The sequence below is a fragment of the Paenibacillus helianthi genome (assembly GCF_001909055.1).
Lineage (GTDB): Bacteria > Bacillota > Bacilli > Paenibacillales > Paenibacillaceae > Paenibacillus_AQ > Paenibacillus_AQ helianthi.
In genome coordinates, this window is the sequence record NZ_LVWI01000002.1 from 183,386 (window position 1) to 199,965 (window position 16,580).

Genomic DNA, 16,580 nt, shown 5'->3' on the forward strand with positions numbered 1-16,580 from the left:
GTTCATTCCTCTCTTAGATATGAATGGATTGCCGTTTGAAATATTGCCCGACCAGAAATTGCATAACCTCACCTGGAGGTTTCTCCTCAAATTCTGCCTTGTCACCAAAAGCCATGCCGTAAGGCGTTTCCGGCGTACACGGTCTCCAGAGAGGCAACTCCTCACCGGTGGAATCCTTGCCGTTAGGATCACCCGTGCCAATGAAATACGCAAGATAATTGCACATCTGGCGGGCAAGGTCATAATGTTTGCCCACAAAAGGCCGCCAGCATTTGGCCAGCGTTTCGAAGTGGAACCACAGATCCACCGAATGGAAGGTTCCCGGATCATCCCATCCGGGAATGTCGGCATCAAACGTGTAATAATACATCGGAACGCCGCTGCCGGAATCGCTATTGGCCTTAACGGCAACACGGACCGCATATTCAATATTGCTTACGGAAGCCTTCTGGATCATTTCTTCCAGCTTTCCTGAATCAACGCCGCATAACTTAAGGTACTCTTCCGCTTCGCCGCCGAACATTTCAACCGCCATGGCTCTGAATTCATCCACGCTGCCGGCACCTGGAACAGCAAAAAATTCGGATGAGGTATTTCCCAGCATGACCGGCACTTTATGGTGCTGCCCCTTTAGAAAAAGGTCATACGGGTCGCCCGGACAGTATAACTGGTCCATGACCGTGCCCCAGAAGCTGCCGTACTCCAGCATTTTATCGCGGATATAGACGGCATCCAGCTTGCGGGCCTCTTCCAGCGTCGACACTCCCATAAATTCAAAGAACGCTGCGCCCTCCTCTTCAGCATCTTTCAAGGTCCGGTGCTGCGGAGGCACCGGGTTGTCCGGGTACAGCGGAGTAAAGATCCCGCTCATAATCACGGCCCGCTGAAACAACCCTTCATTCTGCGGCGAGGTCAGTTGGCTCAGCACACTTCCGCCGCCGGCTGATTGTCCGCCGATTGTGATTTGGTCCGGGTCTCCGCCAAAAGCAGCGACATTGCGTTTCACCCACTGTGTGCCAGCCTGCTGATCCAGATGTCCAAAATTCGCGGGAGCATCGGGGGATTCTGCAGTAATCTCAGGATGGCTCAGAAAGCCAAATGCGTTCAGACGGTAATTCACAGTCACAACGACAATCCCCCTGCGGGCAATGCGTTCGCCGTCAAACTCCATTTCAGCAGTATGGCCAACCTGTAGTCCTCCGCCAAAATACCATACAAAGACAGGAAGCTTCTCATCGGCGCTAACCGCCGGTGTCCAGACATTCAGGTACAGACAGTCCTCATCCATCGGAAGATCCGGGTCGACCGACCATTCGCGGGTATAAATATTATTCACATCTATGACTGTCGGGGCCTGCATCGAAATAGGGGCAAAATCATATGCCTTCAATTGCCCTTCCCAGTTCCGCACAAGCTGGGGGGCACGCCAGCGGTTCTTCCCTACAGGCGGGGCCGCAAACGGAATTCCTTTGAAGCTGGTAATACGTGGATCAGCTGCCGGCAACCCCTGAACGATACCATTTTCAACACACACCGCTCTTAACATGCCATTACTCCTCTCTGGATATCAGCGCTTAAGCACACAGGAATCAGCTTGTTCTGTTTAAGCAACCCGCATTTACCTCACGGCTACTTCCATAAATACCTTCTTTAGCTCCCGGTTCAGATCTTTATCTTCTGTCAGATCCAAAACCGGAACACCGTCAATATCAAAATGCACGCGGCGCAAGCCTGAACTTCTCGGTCCGTCAATCCCCGGTCTTGCATGATAAGCATTCCAAATGACCCCATCATCATCTGTCACATAGGAGTTGTGGCCCGGCCCATATTCTCCGGGAACACTTCTGGAGGTCAGCAGCGGATAATTCCCTTTGGTCCAGCTGCGGGTGTCCAGCAAATCTGCATCCTTATCGGCAGTCAAGAGACCCACAACATAGGTTGCATCCACTGCCGCGCTGGCAAAGGTCAAAAATAATTTGTCTTCGGTGTAGAGGGCAAACGGCCCCTCATCTACAAAAGTATGATTATTGGCCCACCCGTAATCGGGTCTGGTCAGAAGTACCGGATCACTGGTCAGCTTCCACGGCTCCTGCGGGTCAATGGTGGCGATATAGATCCAGGCTCCAAGATCGGCAGGCACGAACTGGCGCTCCGACCATGCGGCGTAATGCTCCCCGTTCCATTGAATGACAGTCATATCGAGGGAAATGGTTTTGCCTGCTTCGCATAAATATGTACCATCTTTCTTCACTACACGCTTAGGCATGGACCAGTCAGCAGCACACATCGGATTTCCTTCTGCACGTAACTTCATGACATGCGACTCTTCATGCAGGAACTCCCCCGGTGTTGCCGCATGAAAGAGATATAGCTCATCCTCAATGCTGTGAAATTCCGGTGCCCACAGCAGTCCGCCGATCTGTTCATAGGTGTTCGAATCCAGAATCAATACTTCCTCGGCATCTGCCAGCCCGGGGATGGTATCCGCTTCCCGCATATATAGCGTGTGATTTTGGTCCGCATCGTTGGTAGCAATGAAATAATACTTCCCTTTCCATTTCGCTATGCAGGGATCTGCACGGTCGAATGCAACCGGAAACGGGTAATGATCCTGATGGACTTCACCGGAAATTCTATAGGTTCCAGCCTTGTCCCAATGGATTTCTTCCGTATTCCAATCCACTCTTTTCAGCGCTTGGGTGCCGTCACTGTAGAGAGCCGTTGCCCGGATCTCATCCAAATCCTCTTCCGATGCGGCTGTCACGCGGTCTGGAACTTTAATGGCAATGTTGGTTGGAACCGTAAGCTTGCAGTAGAGCCTGCGGGCTATTTCTTTCGATACCGGGATGTAATTACGCGGCAGGACCCCCTCAATATCGGCAAGCACTGCCTCCAGGGTAAAAGGCTGCGCCGCTTCCGGTGCTGAGATTTCCTTCAGACTCATGATATCGGCTATAAAATTCTGATAACCGTTCCCCCGATCATCGATCCAGCGGATCAGGTAGCCTTTCCGACCGGCATCGTACTCGCAGGAGACATCGCTTACATAAGTATCCGCCTTAAGCTCCAGCAGTCCAACTTCGTTGTATTGCAGCAAGTCACCGGAGGAGAACACCAGCACTTTCCCCTTACTCTCTGCATCGGCTTCGCCTTCTGCCTCCGTACGGACTGCGATGACCCCGAAATTCCCCTCGGAGGTGTGGAACAGATACGGATTCTTCAAGCTCTTGGCCCGGAGTGTACCATCCTCATTCTCTGTCGCCTTAGCGAATAAGACCCCTGAATTATGGTTTAATTCCTGAAAAAGAAGCCCGTCGTTGCAATAAGCCAAATGCATGCTGTGCGCCAGCTTCGGAGCATATACCATATCCTCCTGAGGTATCCGGGTATAGCAAAGGATATAATTCCGATCTTCGTGTTGTTGTGGTATCATTAACAAATGCCCCCCTCCATTATTGATAAATCCTAATGACCATTAACTACCATTTGAGCATTGAAATTCAGAATGTTTCCCCAAACGCCCTTAATACACAATATAAATTATAGAAAAATACTGAATCCCAAACAATGATATATCCTGCTCATTAATTGATGTATCCGAAGAAAGGAGAAGCCAATGCCCAAGATTCATTATGTCGAATTTGACGCTACTCATCCTGACGATTTTGTCTTCAGTATTCCCGATGGCCATGATGCCTGGCTTCTGGTGCTCACACAAACTCCGGCGTTGTTTGAAGTGAACGGGGAATTGAAAGAGTATCCGGCCCACTCTGTTATTCTTTATCCTCCTAAGCACACTATCTATTATCGTGCTTGTTCCAATAAGTACGTTAACGACTGGGTCCGTTTCGATGCGGACGAATCCTACATCACTGAAACCACTTTGCCTGTTGGTGTCCCATTCTCGCTGCCGGACCCCAGCTATTGCCATCAGCTGTTTCAACTGCTGACCTTTGAGCATACTTTTCAGAATGATTACAGGGAACTGTCCATCGACTACCTGTTTCGAATTATCTTCAATAAGCTGTGTGAAGCGTCCCAAGACAAGCTGAACCCGCAATATTATAATCTTCTAAGCTTGCGTAAGACGCTTTACAATAACCCCGGCCATCCTTGGACCGTTTCCTTAATGGCAGAGTATCTGCATATCAGTGCAGGCTATCTGCAGACGATATATAAATCCACCTTCGGGATCTCCTGCATGGAGGATGTCATTCATTGCCGGATTCGGCTGGCCAAAGAAAAGCTTGGCTTTGGTCCACATAAAATTGCCGAGGTCGCAACGCTTTGCGGGTATGCCAATGTGGAGCATTTCTGCAGACAGTTTCGGCAGCTTACGGGTTACTCCCCCAAGGCTTACCGGGAGACTCTCGTCTCCAAGGAACCAAAGGAACCGGCTGACAAATGATTTGAGAGCGGCTCCCAGGTTCAGCTTGGGCAGCCCCTCTCTATTTTCCGGGTTCACCAAGGACAGGCAGCGCCGAATCATCACGTAAGAACAGGGGAATCTGATGTAGCGGCGCATCCGACAGGATGACCTGACCGCCTGCAAATTTTTCACGGGTATAGGCATGGGTCCAATGGGATCCTGCCGGCAAATATACCTTGCGCTCCCTTACACCTTCGAACAGCACTGGGGCGACTAGGAGATCGGGACCGAACATATACTGGTCTTCCACTTCCCAGGCTTCCGGGTCCTGAGGGAAATCATAGAACAAAGGACGCATCGGTGGTGTCCCCTTCTCATGAGCAGCCTTCATCAAACCAGAGATATAGGGCTTCAGCCGTTCTCTGACCTGCAAGAATTCCTTGAATATGTCGTATGCCTCTTCCCCGTAGCTCCATACCTCATTATCCGAGCCGCTGCCGCATACGCCGCCCCCCTTCGTCCCGGTAGGCGGAACAAAAGGCTGGCGGTCGCCATGAAGCCGAAAAACCGGAGAGAACGCACCGTATTGGAACCAGCGCACCATCAGCTCACGGAACGAAGCGTCTTCCAGATTGCCGCCGTGAAAGCCGCCGATATCCGTTGTCCACCAAGGAATGCCCGCCATAGCCATACTTAGGCCAGCTCTCACCTGAATGCCCAGAACTCTGAAGCTGGAGTGTATATCTCCGGACCATACGAGAGCACCATATCGCTGGCTTCCCGCCCAAGCGGAGCGCACCAGATTGATGATGCCCGATTGTCCCTCGGCGGACATTCCGTCGTAAAAGGTCTGGCTGAACTTCACCGGATAAATATTTCCAATTTGCTTGCTGGAGCCGATATGGTAACGGTAAATATCGTGGTCGTAGACAGTCAGTTCAGGCTCTGCCTCATCGAGCCAGAATACCCGTATGCCTTTGTCATAATAGTTCTGCTTAATCAGTCCCCATAGAAACTGGCGGGCTTCAGGGTTGGTTGCATCAAATATGGAGTTTTGTCCAAGAAACTGGAATTGGGTGCGGACACCGCGGTCGGAGCGGAGCAGATATCCCTTTTCCAGCATCTCCTGATAGTTTTCGCTCTCTGTTTGTACAGTCGGCCATACGGAGACCATTAACTCTATCCCCAGCTCCTGCAGTTCTTGCACCATCCCCTCAGGATCAGGCCAGTAATCGGGGTCAAATCTCCAGTCCCCTTGATTCGTCCAGTGAAAAAAGTCTACCACGATAACATCGATAGGCAGATTCCGGCGTTTATACTCCCTGGCCACCTCCAGCAATTCTTCCTGGGTACGGTACCTAAGCTTGCATTGCCAGAAACCCATGCCGTAGTCCGGCATCATCGGTACCGTTCCGGTAGCCTTGGCATAGGCTTCCTCGATTTCGGCAGGAGTATCACCGGCTGTGATCCAATAATCCAGTTGTTTAGCCGAGGGGGCCGTCCATTCCGTAACATTCAGACTGAAATGCGCCTGCCCGATTGCCGGATTGTGCCACAAAAAGCCATAACCGGCACTGGAGAGTACAAACGGAACACTGATCTGGCTGTTGCGGTGGGTCAGCTCCAAGGAGCAGCCCTTTAAATTCAAGAATTGATGCTGGTATTGCCCCATGCCATACAGCTTCTCCGAAGGATCCGCTTCCAGCCGGAGCTTCACGGAATAATCACTGCCGCCGGGAATGGCCCGGAGTTCTCTTCCTCCATATTTTAATTGATAGGTATCTTCCGTTTCGTTAAGCAATAGTTTGCCATGCTGGTTATAATAGAAAATCTGCCCCTTGTCAGTGATCTCCGCCTTGATATTTCCGTTAACAATCGTCGCTTTCCCCTTATCGATGGTTACCTCACATTTAATCGCCGGTGCAGGCAAGAGCGCCCAATCATCATCGGTGATCTCCGAATAGGAAGCCCGGACACGCAGCGCATGTTCACCCCAAGGTTCGATCCAGACTCTTTCATGGTCATATTCTCTAATCAGTCTTCCATTCTCTTCACGAAACATAGCACGATACCTCCAACAGTTCTATAATAAGGTTGCAACCACATTATAAAGAGTGCAGAACCGCCATACTACACATAAAAGTACGCATCTATCATACGATATTACGTTTTATTGGAGGAGTATATAATCGTGGAATCTTTCGAAGACCAGCCCTATCCGTGGAAAAAAGAGCACACTGACATTCCGGAGAATCTGTTTCCGATCAACGTTTTTCATATCTACTTTCCGGACCGGAGCATTATTCCGCCCCATTGGCATAACCATCTCGAATGGATTCTGATTACCAAAGGCAGCTTCCGGGTCCAAGTCGGCCCAAATTCCAGTGAATTAGTGAGGGGAGAGGTCGCCTTTGTCGGCCAGCCCCAGATCCATGCCGCTTATCCAACAGAGGATGGCAGTGAGTTGTATGCAATCGTCTTTAACGAAGCCTTGCTAAATGGAATGAGGGATTATACTGAAATCCAGTACATCCGTCCGCTTCTGGCCGGTGAGATTCTGCTGCCCGCCTTCTACCTCATTCATGAACCGGTTACCAAGTCTATCAGGGAATGTATGGAACGCATTATTCTCAGCTATCAGAACAAAACCTTTGGCTATGAACTATGCATAAAAGGCGATCTTTTCTCCTCCCTGGGCCTCGCTTATCCACTGGCGGAATTCACCTCTCCAAACTCAAAGGCAGCGCACGGGGAGACAGGGATTCAGCCTGTGTTGATCCATCTTAGCAACCATTTTCATGAACCGCTGACGGTAGAGGAAGCTGCCCGGATATGCTGTGTAACACCCAATTATTTCTGTCATTTATTCAAAAAAACCACTGGAAAAACGTTAATCGAATATGTAAATATGCTTCGGATACATGAAGCCTGCAGACTGCTTCAGCTTAACCGGCACTCTATCCAGGAAGTTGCCTATAAAGTCGGCTTTTCTAACCTGACGTACTTTGGACGGATGTTCAAAAGGATCACCGCTATGACTCCGAGCGTCTACATAACGCATTTTATCTGACCATAGCGGGCTGTTTCCTTTTCAATCTTTAGGGCTTAATAAAATGAAAATAATCGAAATCGGTATACCCGCCGGACTGATGGGTCGCGTAATGGAAGAGTCCAATTCTATACCCCATAAAATGATCCAGCGTGAATTTCATATGCAGCGTCCGGCCGATTGGCTTCCACACTGTCCCGTCTTCCGAATAGAAGAACTGCGCCTGGTCGAGGCTATCCTCAAAATTGAAGTCAATTCTGAGATACACCCGTTCACCGGTGAACACGATGCTCTCCACCGCCACCTCGCTGCCGTCGCCGCCGTTAACACACATATCAATACTGAACTGTCCTGGCTCCCCGGCTGCGACCCTTACCGTACCAAACCCGTTCTGCAGCGCTACCATTCCTGCCCGGTCACCGGGCTTCATTCCCGAGATCTCCAGCACTGTCTCCGCGCTGCAGGCCGGACCTTCCGTACGTTGCGTCAGCGTATTGCGGGCAAATAGGATACTGTCTGTGAATGGACCGGTGCGGAGCCGCAGATAGCCCGGCCGCTCTGTCACAGACCACAGCCCATGGTCAGGATTATGGTTCCACTGCCAGTTCAGGGCCAGCCGGTTGCTCTCATAATCGAACTCATCGCTGATGACCAGAGGCTTCGGTTCCGCCACAGGAAGCTTTGTCTCAATACCTTGAGGTACTGAGCCATTATTCCTGATGATCGGCCAATCGTTCTCCCAGCTCACAGGAAGCACGCAGGGAATCCGCCCGACAGCATCATGATCCTGGAACAGCACAGCATACCAATCATGATCCGGGGTATCAACAATACCGCCTTGAGCCACACCATTATTATGGTAGCCGAGGTCATCATCCAGAATAATTTCCCGTTCATAGGGACCCAGAAGTTCCCGTGAACGGTAGCATATTTGACGTCTGCGCATATTTCCGGTTCTCGGCCATTCAATAAAGAACAAATAGTAATAACCGTTCAACTTGTACGCATGACAGCCTTCAATCCGCAGACCGATGTCAGTCCGGTCGCCTTCGAGCAGCAATTGATCGGTTCCCCCCGGCTTTACAGCCGTAAGATATTCTGTCAGCTCCTTAATCCGGATATCCCCATTACCATAGATCACATAATTGCGGCTATCGTCATCCAGCAGCAGGCCCGGGTCATGGTGAAGCCCCGGTATCACCGAACGCTCCCATATTCCATGTTCAATATCCTCCGTGCGGTAGATATAGAATTGGTCCATGTCATTGGATGAAAAACAAACATAGAATACCCCGTCTTTGTGACGGAGCGATGCCGCCCAGGAGCCTTTTCCGTAAATACCTTTCCCGTCCAGCAGCCGGTGGGCATCATTATCCTCAAAGGTATCAAATACATAATTTACAATTTCCCAATTCACTAGGTTAACTGATTTCATAATCGGACAGCCCGGCATGGAATGCATACTCGTGCTGACCATATAGAATATAGAACCAACTCGGATGACGTCAACATCGGGAACATCTGCCCACATGATAGGATTGGTTATAATAGCGGTATTCACTGTACAGCCCTCCCTGTATGAACTCCTCTACTCCACGAACTGCCATGATACAAGCTTAAATAATGGAACCCCAGTTTTTCCGGTGAACACCAGATACAGATCGTGGATTCCTTCCGCTCTGTTAACCTCCGTCTTTAACTCTATCTGATTCTCCGTTCCATCCGTAGCGGGAACAGGCAGTTCCCCAACGAATAGACCTGCCGGGTCATCCAGATGCAGCTCAATCATACCGCCGCCCTCTAGGCTTATGACAGAAGCACTGAATGCTCCGGCACCTTTACTTCCGAAATCGACCCCGGATAACCCGATCCAGTCGCCATTGCCAATATCCGTTACAATCCGGTCTCCCACTGCCGCCTCGAATTCCGTCATTACGCCCGCACTCCATCCTATCGTCACCGCCTGAACACGTTGATACGGACTCAAAGACTTGATTTGCTGTACACCTGTATAGTCTGCTTCCACATGCTGAATGGAACCATCCCCATTATGGAAAAGGCGGCCCAGATGCGTTGAACGGTAGCCGTTCGCAATGCCCTGTGCTTTGGACAAGGTTTGCGCGTGATAGGCGATGTACCATTCATCATGAAATTGGAATATCGCATGATGGTTATTACCTGACACTCCGAAAAAATGCCCCGGGTTCTTTAATATCGTCTCACGGTATGTCCAGGGACCCATTGGGTTGTCACTCGTCATATAGGCAATCTCACCCGCAGGAGGACTGCCTTCCGGACGTTCCCCGTCATAGAAATTCGAGCAGTAGGTATAGTAGTAGACTCCGTTCCGCTTATGTATCCCGGCATCCTCGAACATGAACGGGGCGGGAATAACCTCAGCAGTACCTACTACGCTGGTCATATCCTCCCCCAGCATCATGACCCGTGCTGTGCCAGGCTCGGCGAACTGTCCTTCCGGCACTCCGCCTCCGAAATAGATGTAGCCCTTGCCGTCATCATCCACCAGGACCGCCGGATCAAACAGCCAGGTTACATCCTCAACTCCTGGAGTGGACCGCAAAATAAGTGCCTCTCCAATAGGGTCAACCCACGGTCCCACCGGACTGTCACTTGTCAGAACGCCGATACCGCTGGCATTGTTGGCGAAGTACAGGAAGAATTTATCCTTGCCTCCGATCACCTTGTGGACCGCCGCAGGCGCCCAGGACTGGGTAGCCCACTTGGCCGCTCCGTCCGGCCCTGCTACTGCAATTTCGCCATGATCAGTCCAGTTGACTAGATCACTGGAGGAGATTACCGCAATCTTACGGATACTGCTATAAGTATTTTCTTTGATCGTACCGTTCCCGTCATACTCCAGTGCATCGTGGGTCATGTACAAATAGACCCGGTCTCCAAATACCAGGGCATACGGATCGGCCCCATATCGGTTCGCAACCACCGGATTCCCGTTAGGCGGAACCTTTCCTATGGCTTGATTCAATTGAAATACCATTCTAAGTCCTCCATTTTTTGAATTTCCCGAACTTCATCAAGTATTATCATATCGAGGCAGCCAGATCGGCAAGCCGCCCGAACGAGGCTTTGGGCTGCTGTTGTACGTCAAACAGAAATGGCCAGTTTTTACGCCCGCGAACCGGGAAACCATCCAGCCAGGTATAGTCATCAGCTACACCCCAGAACGTAACGGAATCAATGACCTTTCTGTATTCCAGCAGAACGGCAAAAATCTCCGCATAACGTTCTTCCTGAAGCTTCAGCATCTCAACTGTTGGCGCTTTCAAATCAGCCCGTTGATCTTCGAACCGGAACATGGAGAGATCAAGCTCGGTAATGTGGATTCTAAGGCCAAGAGAAGCATATAACTCAAGCGCACTGCGGATTTCGTCAATGGTTGGGCCATAGATGTTCCAGTGTGCCTGCATGCCTATCCCGTGAATAGGTGTATTCTGGTCGAGCAAACTGCGGACCAGCTTGAAGATCTTGTCGCGTTTGACAGGATCGGTCTCATTATAGTCGTTGTAGAACAACAAGGCGCCCGGGTCTGCCTGATGGGCCATTTCAAAAGCCTCACGGAGATAGTCCTCTCCAAGGATTTCGAGCCATTTCGTATCCCTCAAGTATTGGTCCGATTTATCCTCAATGGCTTCATTTACTACATCCCAGGCATAAGCCTGCCCGCGGTACCGGCCCACAACAGCGTTGATATGGGTTTGCAGACGGCCGAGCAGCTGCTCTCTGGTGCACGGCTCCCCCTCTGAATTGCGGAACATCCAATCTCCTGTCTGGTTATGCCAGAGAAGTGTATGGCCCCGGACTGCGATTTGATGGGCCTTAGCGAACTCAAAAATCCGGTCGGCTGCATCAAAGGTAAAGATCCCTTCTTGCGGCTGGACTTCCTGAGGCTTCATCACATTTTCAGCTGTAATGCTGTTGAAATGCTTAGCAATGAAAGGCGCTTGAGCAGATAAAACGTCCATGCTGACCGCAGCGCCCATTTTGAAGGCGTCCCGGAACACTTCATGCAATGCGGGTAACCCGCTATTTGCCTGTGTCATCTTGTATAACCTCCTAATTAGAATGTAGAACAGACAGTTAAGTCTATAATATCGCTTTTGTATGCGTTTACCATTACCAAATTAAAGAAGCATACTCATCCTTTTTCAGCTTCAGCCTGGTTGCGGTAAGCGACTGGTTTCAGTGCGGTCCGCTTTTCAAACTCTCTTAAAAAATGATGGTAATGAACATAACCCACATTCTCTGCAATCTTCCTGACGGTCTCGCCCGTTTCAATTAGCCGCTTCTTGGCTTGTTCGATGCGCAAATTATGAATATATTCAAGGATGCTGATATTATTCTTTTTAATAAACGCCTGGCCCAGGTATACCGGATTGATATAAAAGTGCTCTGCGATCTCTTTTACAGTCAATGGTTTGGAATAATTGTCCTTCAAAAAGTATTCCACCTGTATCAGCGGATGTTCGGATCCGCGCTCCTTATGCTGCTTGATATATTCCATACATGAATTCAACAATTGCCTAAGGATGTCTTCCAGCACTGCGAGCGACTTGGGCTTGGTTCTAAAAAACTCAAAAGAATCACTCCATTGCTCAGCCTTCCCGCCGAACTCCTTCACCAGCTCCATACTTTTCAGCATGATATCGATGCTGGTCATCTGTACAACCTCAGGCGCAGTTCTATTCCGTTCAAACATACTGAACATTTCCTTCAATTGGTCCCAAGCCTTCTGCTCCTGCAATCGTTCAACTGCGCCCATCAGTTCCTCTGTCAGATCTGCGGAAGGCAGACGATAGCTAAGCTGGCTCCGGGCATCCAAAGTTGCATCAATGGGGCCGCTGGCTTCCGAATAGAAAAGATGGCGGGCGGCAGCCCCAGCAGCCAGCATATAGGCTACGGGCAGCTCCCGTAGTGACTGCACATTCGGCCCGATGCTCACATATCCCTTTACACTGTTCCTAGACAATTCGGTATATACCCGCCTAGCCAGCTCCGCTGCCCGCGCCGAGCTCTCCACAACAAGCCCCGCCTGATCGCCGGGCAAATCAATGAACAAGGCACCCACCACCCCAGCGAACTTCCGGCAGATTTCCGTGATATTGCATTTGGGGCCATTCACATGTATATAAGTCCAACCCGAAACCGCCTCGTCCAGACGATCCATGAGTTCGGCAATCTCCTCTTCCGGCTCCGTCCACTGCCCTTCGAGCATACGGGCGATCGCAACGGGAAGAAGCCGGCTCGCCAGCATGTCCTGCTGCATCTTGTGCTTGGCACGCATTTCCAGCTCATCCGTAATGTCAGCAAGCGCCTTCTCCCATTCCGCATCAATGACAGGCTTCAGCAAATAGTGTCTTACCCCATAACGGAGTGCTGTCCGTGCGTATTCGAACTCGCCGTAACCGCTGAGGACGATAAAAATGGGCTGCTCTATGTCCAAATCGCGTACTTGCTTGATTAGCTCTAATCCATCGATGCCGGGCATGCGGATATCTGTAATCACAAGATCTGGCGAACACTCCTCCACCATGCTTAACGCTTCTTCCCCGTTCTCACATGCGCCGCAGATTTCAAAGCCCAGCTCCTCCCAATCGGTCAACGTTCTTAATCCCTCTAATGCAATCGTTTCATCATCCGCTAAAACCACTTTAAACATGGGATTCCTCCACTTTTGGGTCTAATGCCAAGTCTATGGGGATTTGAATTGTGATCGACGTCTGTTCATACTCGGTACTCTCAATGGTAAAGCCGGCGCGGCTGTCATAATACATCATCAGGCGTCTATAGACATTTCGGAGCCCGACATTTTGTCCGGAGTCCTGGTCTGATTGCAGGTGGGACTTGATCCATTCCAGCTTCTCGTTGCCGATTCCCTTTCCGTTGTCAGTCACAACAATGATTAAAGATGCGTCGTTCATGGAAGCAGACACGTGAATCTTCCTTGCACCTTTGACCGATTGCAGACCATGCTTGCAGGAATTCTCCACCAGTGCCTGGACGCTCATTTTGGGAATCCGGCAATTCAGTACAGAAGGGTCGATATCAATGTCGTACGTGAACCGGCTCTGAAAGCGGAATTTTTCAATCTGCAGATACATTTCAATAAAAGATATTTCTTCCCCGACGGTAATCAGATCGTCCTTCCAGCTCAGCAGCCTGCGCATAATAAGGGCCAGATTCCGGATCACATCGGTGACCTCTTCATACTTGTATTTCTTACAAATGACCAGTATGGCGTTCAGCGTATTAAAAAGGAAATGCGGGTCCACCTGACTTTCCAGATAGTTCAACTCAGCTCTTACCTGCTCCAGCTCGAGGTCCTTTTTCTGAATTTCCAGCTTGTACACATCATTAATCAGATTGCGGATTTTCTCCGTCATCAGATTGAAGCTACGGATGAGACCGCCGATTTCGTCCTTTCCCTCATACATATCAATGCTCTCGAACTGTTCATATTTGACAAGCTTCATATGTCTGTAGAGCAATCTCACCCTCAGATTATAGGATCGTATAATCACAATGATCAGCAGAGTTGGAATAATTACGGTCAGCACAGCAAAAATCAGCGATAGCCGTAGCGCACGGCTCATCTCATGATTGACCACTCTGCCTTCCGGAGTTCCGATCAGCCTCCAGCCTTTCGTATATCCCGCATTGCCCAAAGTACGGACAATCTGCTTGGACGATTGACTGTCATCCGTGTCCATGTTTAATAAAACGTTTTTATCCATGGAATAATAGGAATGATCCGATTCCAGCACCACACGGTTCTTCTCATCCAGGAGCTTGAACTGCAAATAGTCGTGTTCCTTCTTGAACAGCTCTTGCACATTGTTCAACCTCAGATCGATTCGCAAATACTTACGGTAGGGCTGTCCGGTAAAGTTATCCAACTTGCGGATAAGGCTGACAAACACTTCCTGCTGAGGCGGATTGAGCGGGTTAGTCCCCTGATAAGAGGTTAATAGCACCTTGTCCGAGCCACTGGTTATTTTACGGTACCATTCACTCTTCTTATCGTTGTCTGACAGAATAAAGTAACTGCCGCCGTTCTGAATCGTCGGATTGGTAGTATAGACGCCCATCCAATAAATATAGGAATGCAGGTTATTATATTGCCACATCTTATCCCTCAGAACACTGTTGTAGGCATCATAATAAGCCTCGTTATCGGGATAGGTATAATCCATGATTTCATTGTAGGCACGGTCTGCTGCAACCGTGTTGCTTATCGCCACACATTCATTCACAATTTGCATAAAATCATAGACCACCCGGTCTACGGAAATCTCAAGGTTCTCTCTTTCACGGGCATCCACATTACGGCTGATCTGGACATAGAAGAGGGCGTTAATACTGAGTATAGGGACAAGAACGCATAGCAAATAGATAAACAGAAATTTGTATTTGAGCGGGATATCATTGACGATGGCTGAGGGTTTCCTTTTGCCCTTCATGCTGTTCCCCTCCTCCTCTCCCTTGAATTAGCCCTTCTTGTACACCGAAGGCGAGACGCCATTCAGCGCTTTAAACTTGGCAGCGAACAAATCCGCATCCGAATATCCCACACGCTCCGAGATATCCGAAATGCACATATCCGTCCGGCGCAGCAGTTTCTTGGCTTTTTCAATTCGGTATTCATGAAGAAATTCGTTAAAAGAGATGCCATAACGTTTCTTGATTCGTTGTCCCAGATAGGCAGAATTCACATGTAAATGCTTCGCAATATCCTGCAGCTTCAGCTTCTTCTGATAGTGCTCCCGGACATAGTCGATCGCCGCTGTAACGAGCAGGTCCTCCTGATGGTTGTCCACTGAGGCGAACCATTCGGCAACCTCGTACAGATCCTCCTTCGTCTGCTGCTCAAGCAGCGGCAAACAGCAAGCGGTTACCCGGGGTGGAAACCATTTATCCGCCCAACTTGCCGAGTCTCCTCCCCTTACATCTATTTCACGGAGCAGTTCAGCTTTGATGTTGCTCAAGAAGGCATCGATCCATGCACTTGAAGTACTATCCGCCGAGAAAATTTTAAAGACATCGCTCAGTTGGGAGCTTAATGGGTCAAGCTGCCCTTCGGTAACCGATTGGAGCAGCGATTTCTTCAGCCCCGCCGGAAGCAGCGCCATTTGATCCTTGTCCTGCTCCTGGAAGAAACCAGTCTCGCAGTTATTCAAATCTGATCGGCATAATTCAGCCGCGAGCGCTTCATGATAGGCCACATTCAGAAATGCGGTACCGCGATGCTCAAGACTTGCCGAGAAAAAAACCGGACCGCTATATTGAGTCTGCATTTCATTGAACCAGTATTCCAGCATCGTTGGGTCAAGCTCCGGGCCTTCCGGCGGAGAAACCAGCAAATAGCCATGCTTATGGCTTCCGGCCATAAAAAGATATACGGATAGATTACGGAACATCTCCTTGACACTCATGGAATAGACTTGGCTTCGCAAGTGTGAGCTGTCGAGCGAATCCCCCTGGGCCAATACACAGCATATCCGGGAGCCGGGGTGTATACCCAGCACCTGAAGTGCCTCTTCCGCTTCTTCTTCAGCATTCTCCCGCGTGAGAAGACGGGATACGGTCTCCGCCTGTATAAAAGCGGAAACTAATTCCTGCCGTGAAGCAAGCTTGCGCTCCGCGCGTATTTGTTCGGCTACAGTCTGCAGTGCCTCTGTCAATTCTCTTTCATCTAAAGGTTTGGTCAAATAATTGGATACACCGTATCTAAGGGCTTCCTTGGCATACTCAAAGTCAGCATAACCGCTAAAGATGATGAACTTCGGTTGGAAATCGCTTTCAGCAAATATCTTAATGAGTTCAAGGCCATCGATCACAGGCATACGTACATCGGTTATGACCAAATCAGGCCGTGTGCTATGAATAAGCTGCAGCGCATCTTCGCCATCCAGGGCCTCGCCGCACACTTCAAAGTCCAGTTCCTCCCAGTCGACCAGTAGTCGCAATCCTTCAAGCATCAGCGGCTCATCGTCGACAAACAGCACCTTAAGCATTGGCATCACCCTCTTTATTTCTAATTTTTTTGATTACAGAAAGCTAAGCCTTGTGGAACAGGAGAAACCGCTTCGGCTGCTGCCGAAACGGTATAATCCCTTATATTAACCA

11 protein-coding genes are annotated in these 16,580 nt (G+C 49.8%); 2 read left to right on the plus strand and 9 right to left on the minus strand.

The genetic code is table 11. The features are described from left to right. Positions 1-13: 13 nt before the first annotated feature. A complete protein-coding gene (locus tag A3844_RS03620) occupies positions 14-1,546 on the minus strand; it encodes a carboxylesterase/lipase family protein (protein WP_074106646.1) in 1,533 nt (510 codons plus the stop codon). Between the two features lie 72 nt (positions 1,547-1,618). Beyond that, the gene (locus A3844_RS03625; RefSeq protein ID WP_074106647.1) at positions 1,619-3,433 is read right to left on the minus strand and encodes a family 43 glycosylhydrolase; all 1,815 of its coding nucleotides are present in this window, start codon (positions 3,431-3,433) and stop codon (positions 1,619-1,621) included. Positions 3,434-3,616: 183 nt separating this feature from the next. Here A3844_RS03625 and A3844_RS03630 point away from each other — a divergent pair, with 183 nt between their 5' ends. Beyond that, positions 3,617-4,408: a helix-turn-helix transcriptional regulator gene (locus A3844_RS03630; RefSeq protein WP_074106648.1), complete on the plus strand. Its 792-nt coding sequence runs from the start codon at positions 3,617-3,619 to the stop codon at positions 4,406-4,408. 40 nt (positions 4,409-4,448) lie between these two features. Here the strand turns inward: A3844_RS03630 and A3844_RS03635 are convergent, their stop codons facing one another. Further along, on the minus strand, positions 4,449-6,431 hold the full coding sequence (locus A3844_RS03635) for a glycoside hydrolase family 31 protein (RefSeq protein ID WP_074106649.1): 1,983 nt from the start codon (positions 6,429-6,431) through the stop codon (positions 4,449-4,451). A gap of 129 nt (positions 6,432-6,560) precedes the next feature. On the opposite strand from A3844_RS03635, the gene A3844_RS03640 reads away from it, so the two are divergent. Further along, a complete protein-coding gene (locus A3844_RS03640; protein ID WP_074106650.1) occupies positions 6,561-7,439 on the plus strand; it encodes an AraC family transcriptional regulator in 879 nt (292 codons plus the stop codon). Between the two features lie 28 nt (positions 7,440-7,467). Here the strand turns inward: A3844_RS03640 and A3844_RS03645 are convergent, their stop codons facing one another. From A3844_RS03645 to A3844_RS03670, 6 genes are all read right to left on the minus strand, one after another. Next, positions 7,468-8,979 carry a glycoside hydrolase family 43 protein gene (locus A3844_RS03645; RefSeq protein WP_074106651.1) on the minus strand — a complete coding sequence of 504 codons (1,512 nt, stop codon included), beginning with the start codon at positions 8,977-8,979 and terminating at the stop codon, positions 7,468-7,470. 27 nt (positions 8,980-9,006) lie between these two features. Further along, complete coding sequence (locus A3844_RS03650) at positions 9,007-10,434, minus strand: glycoside hydrolase family 43 protein (protein ID WP_074106652.1); 1,428 nt, start codon at positions 10,432-10,434, stop codon at positions 9,007-9,009. 46 nt (positions 10,435-10,480) lie between these two features. Beyond that, positions 10,481-11,497 (minus strand): endo-1,4-beta-xylanase, encoded by a 1,017-nt coding sequence (locus A3844_RS03655; protein ID WP_074106653.1) that lies wholly within the window; start codon positions 11,495-11,497, stop codon positions 10,481-10,483. 95 nt (positions 11,498-11,592) lie between these two features. Beyond that, positions 11,593-13,113, minus strand: a complete 1,521-nt coding sequence (locus tag A3844_RS03660; RefSeq protein WP_074106654.1) for a response regulator — start codon at positions 13,111-13,113, stop codon at positions 11,593-11,595. Next, the gene (locus tag A3844_RS03665) at positions 13,106-14,914 is read right to left on the minus strand and encodes a sensor histidine kinase (RefSeq protein ID WP_074085547.1); all 1,809 of its coding nucleotides are present in this window, start codon (positions 14,912-14,914) and stop codon (positions 13,106-13,108) included. Before A3844_RS03665 ends, A3844_RS03660 begins: the two co-directional genes overlap by 8 nt. Before the next feature lie 27 nt (positions 14,915-14,941). Next, positions 14,942-16,468 carry a response regulator transcription factor gene (locus tag A3844_RS03670; RefSeq protein WP_074106655.1) on the minus strand — a complete coding sequence of 509 codons (1,527 nt, stop codon included), beginning with the start codon at positions 16,466-16,468 and terminating at the stop codon, positions 14,942-14,944. Positions 16,469-16,580 lie beyond the last annotated feature (112 nt).

Bases quoted from the DNA above. Each gene is read 5' to 3' on its own strand.
- A3844_RS03630 (WP_074106648.1), top strand. From the start codon at position 3,617: ATGCCCAAGATTCATTATGTCGAATTTGACGCTACTCATCCTGACGAT.
- A3844_RS03620 (WP_074106646.1), bottom strand. From the start codon at position 1,546: ATGTTAAGAGCGGTGTGTGTTGAAAATGGTATCGTTCAGGGGTTGCCG.
- A3844_RS03650 (WP_074106652.1), bottom strand. From the start codon at position 10,434: ATGGTATTTCAATTGAATCAAGCCATAGGAAAGGTTCCGCCTAACGGG.
- A3844_RS03635 (WP_074106649.1), bottom strand. From the start codon at position 6,431: ATGTTTCGTGAAGAGAATGGAAGACTGATTAGAGAATATGACCATGAA.
- A3844_RS03665 (WP_074085547.1), bottom strand. From the start codon at position 14,914: ATGAAGGGCAAAAGGAAACCCTCAGCCATCGTCAATGATATCCCGCTC.
- A3844_RS03655 (WP_074106653.1), bottom strand. From the start codon at position 11,497: ATGACACAGGCAAATAGCGGGTTACCCGCATTGCATGAAGTGTTCCGG.
- A3844_RS03625 (WP_074106647.1), bottom strand. From the start codon at position 3,433: ATGATACCACAACAACACGAAGATCGGAATTATATCCTTTGCTATACC.
- A3844_RS03660 (WP_074106654.1), bottom strand. From the start codon at position 13,113: ATGTTTAAAGTGGTTTTAGCGGATGATGAAACGATTGCATTAGAGGGA.
- A3844_RS03670 (WP_074106655.1), bottom strand. From the start codon at position 16,468: ATGCTTAAGGTGCTGTTTGTCGACGATGAGCCGCTGATGCTTGAAGGA.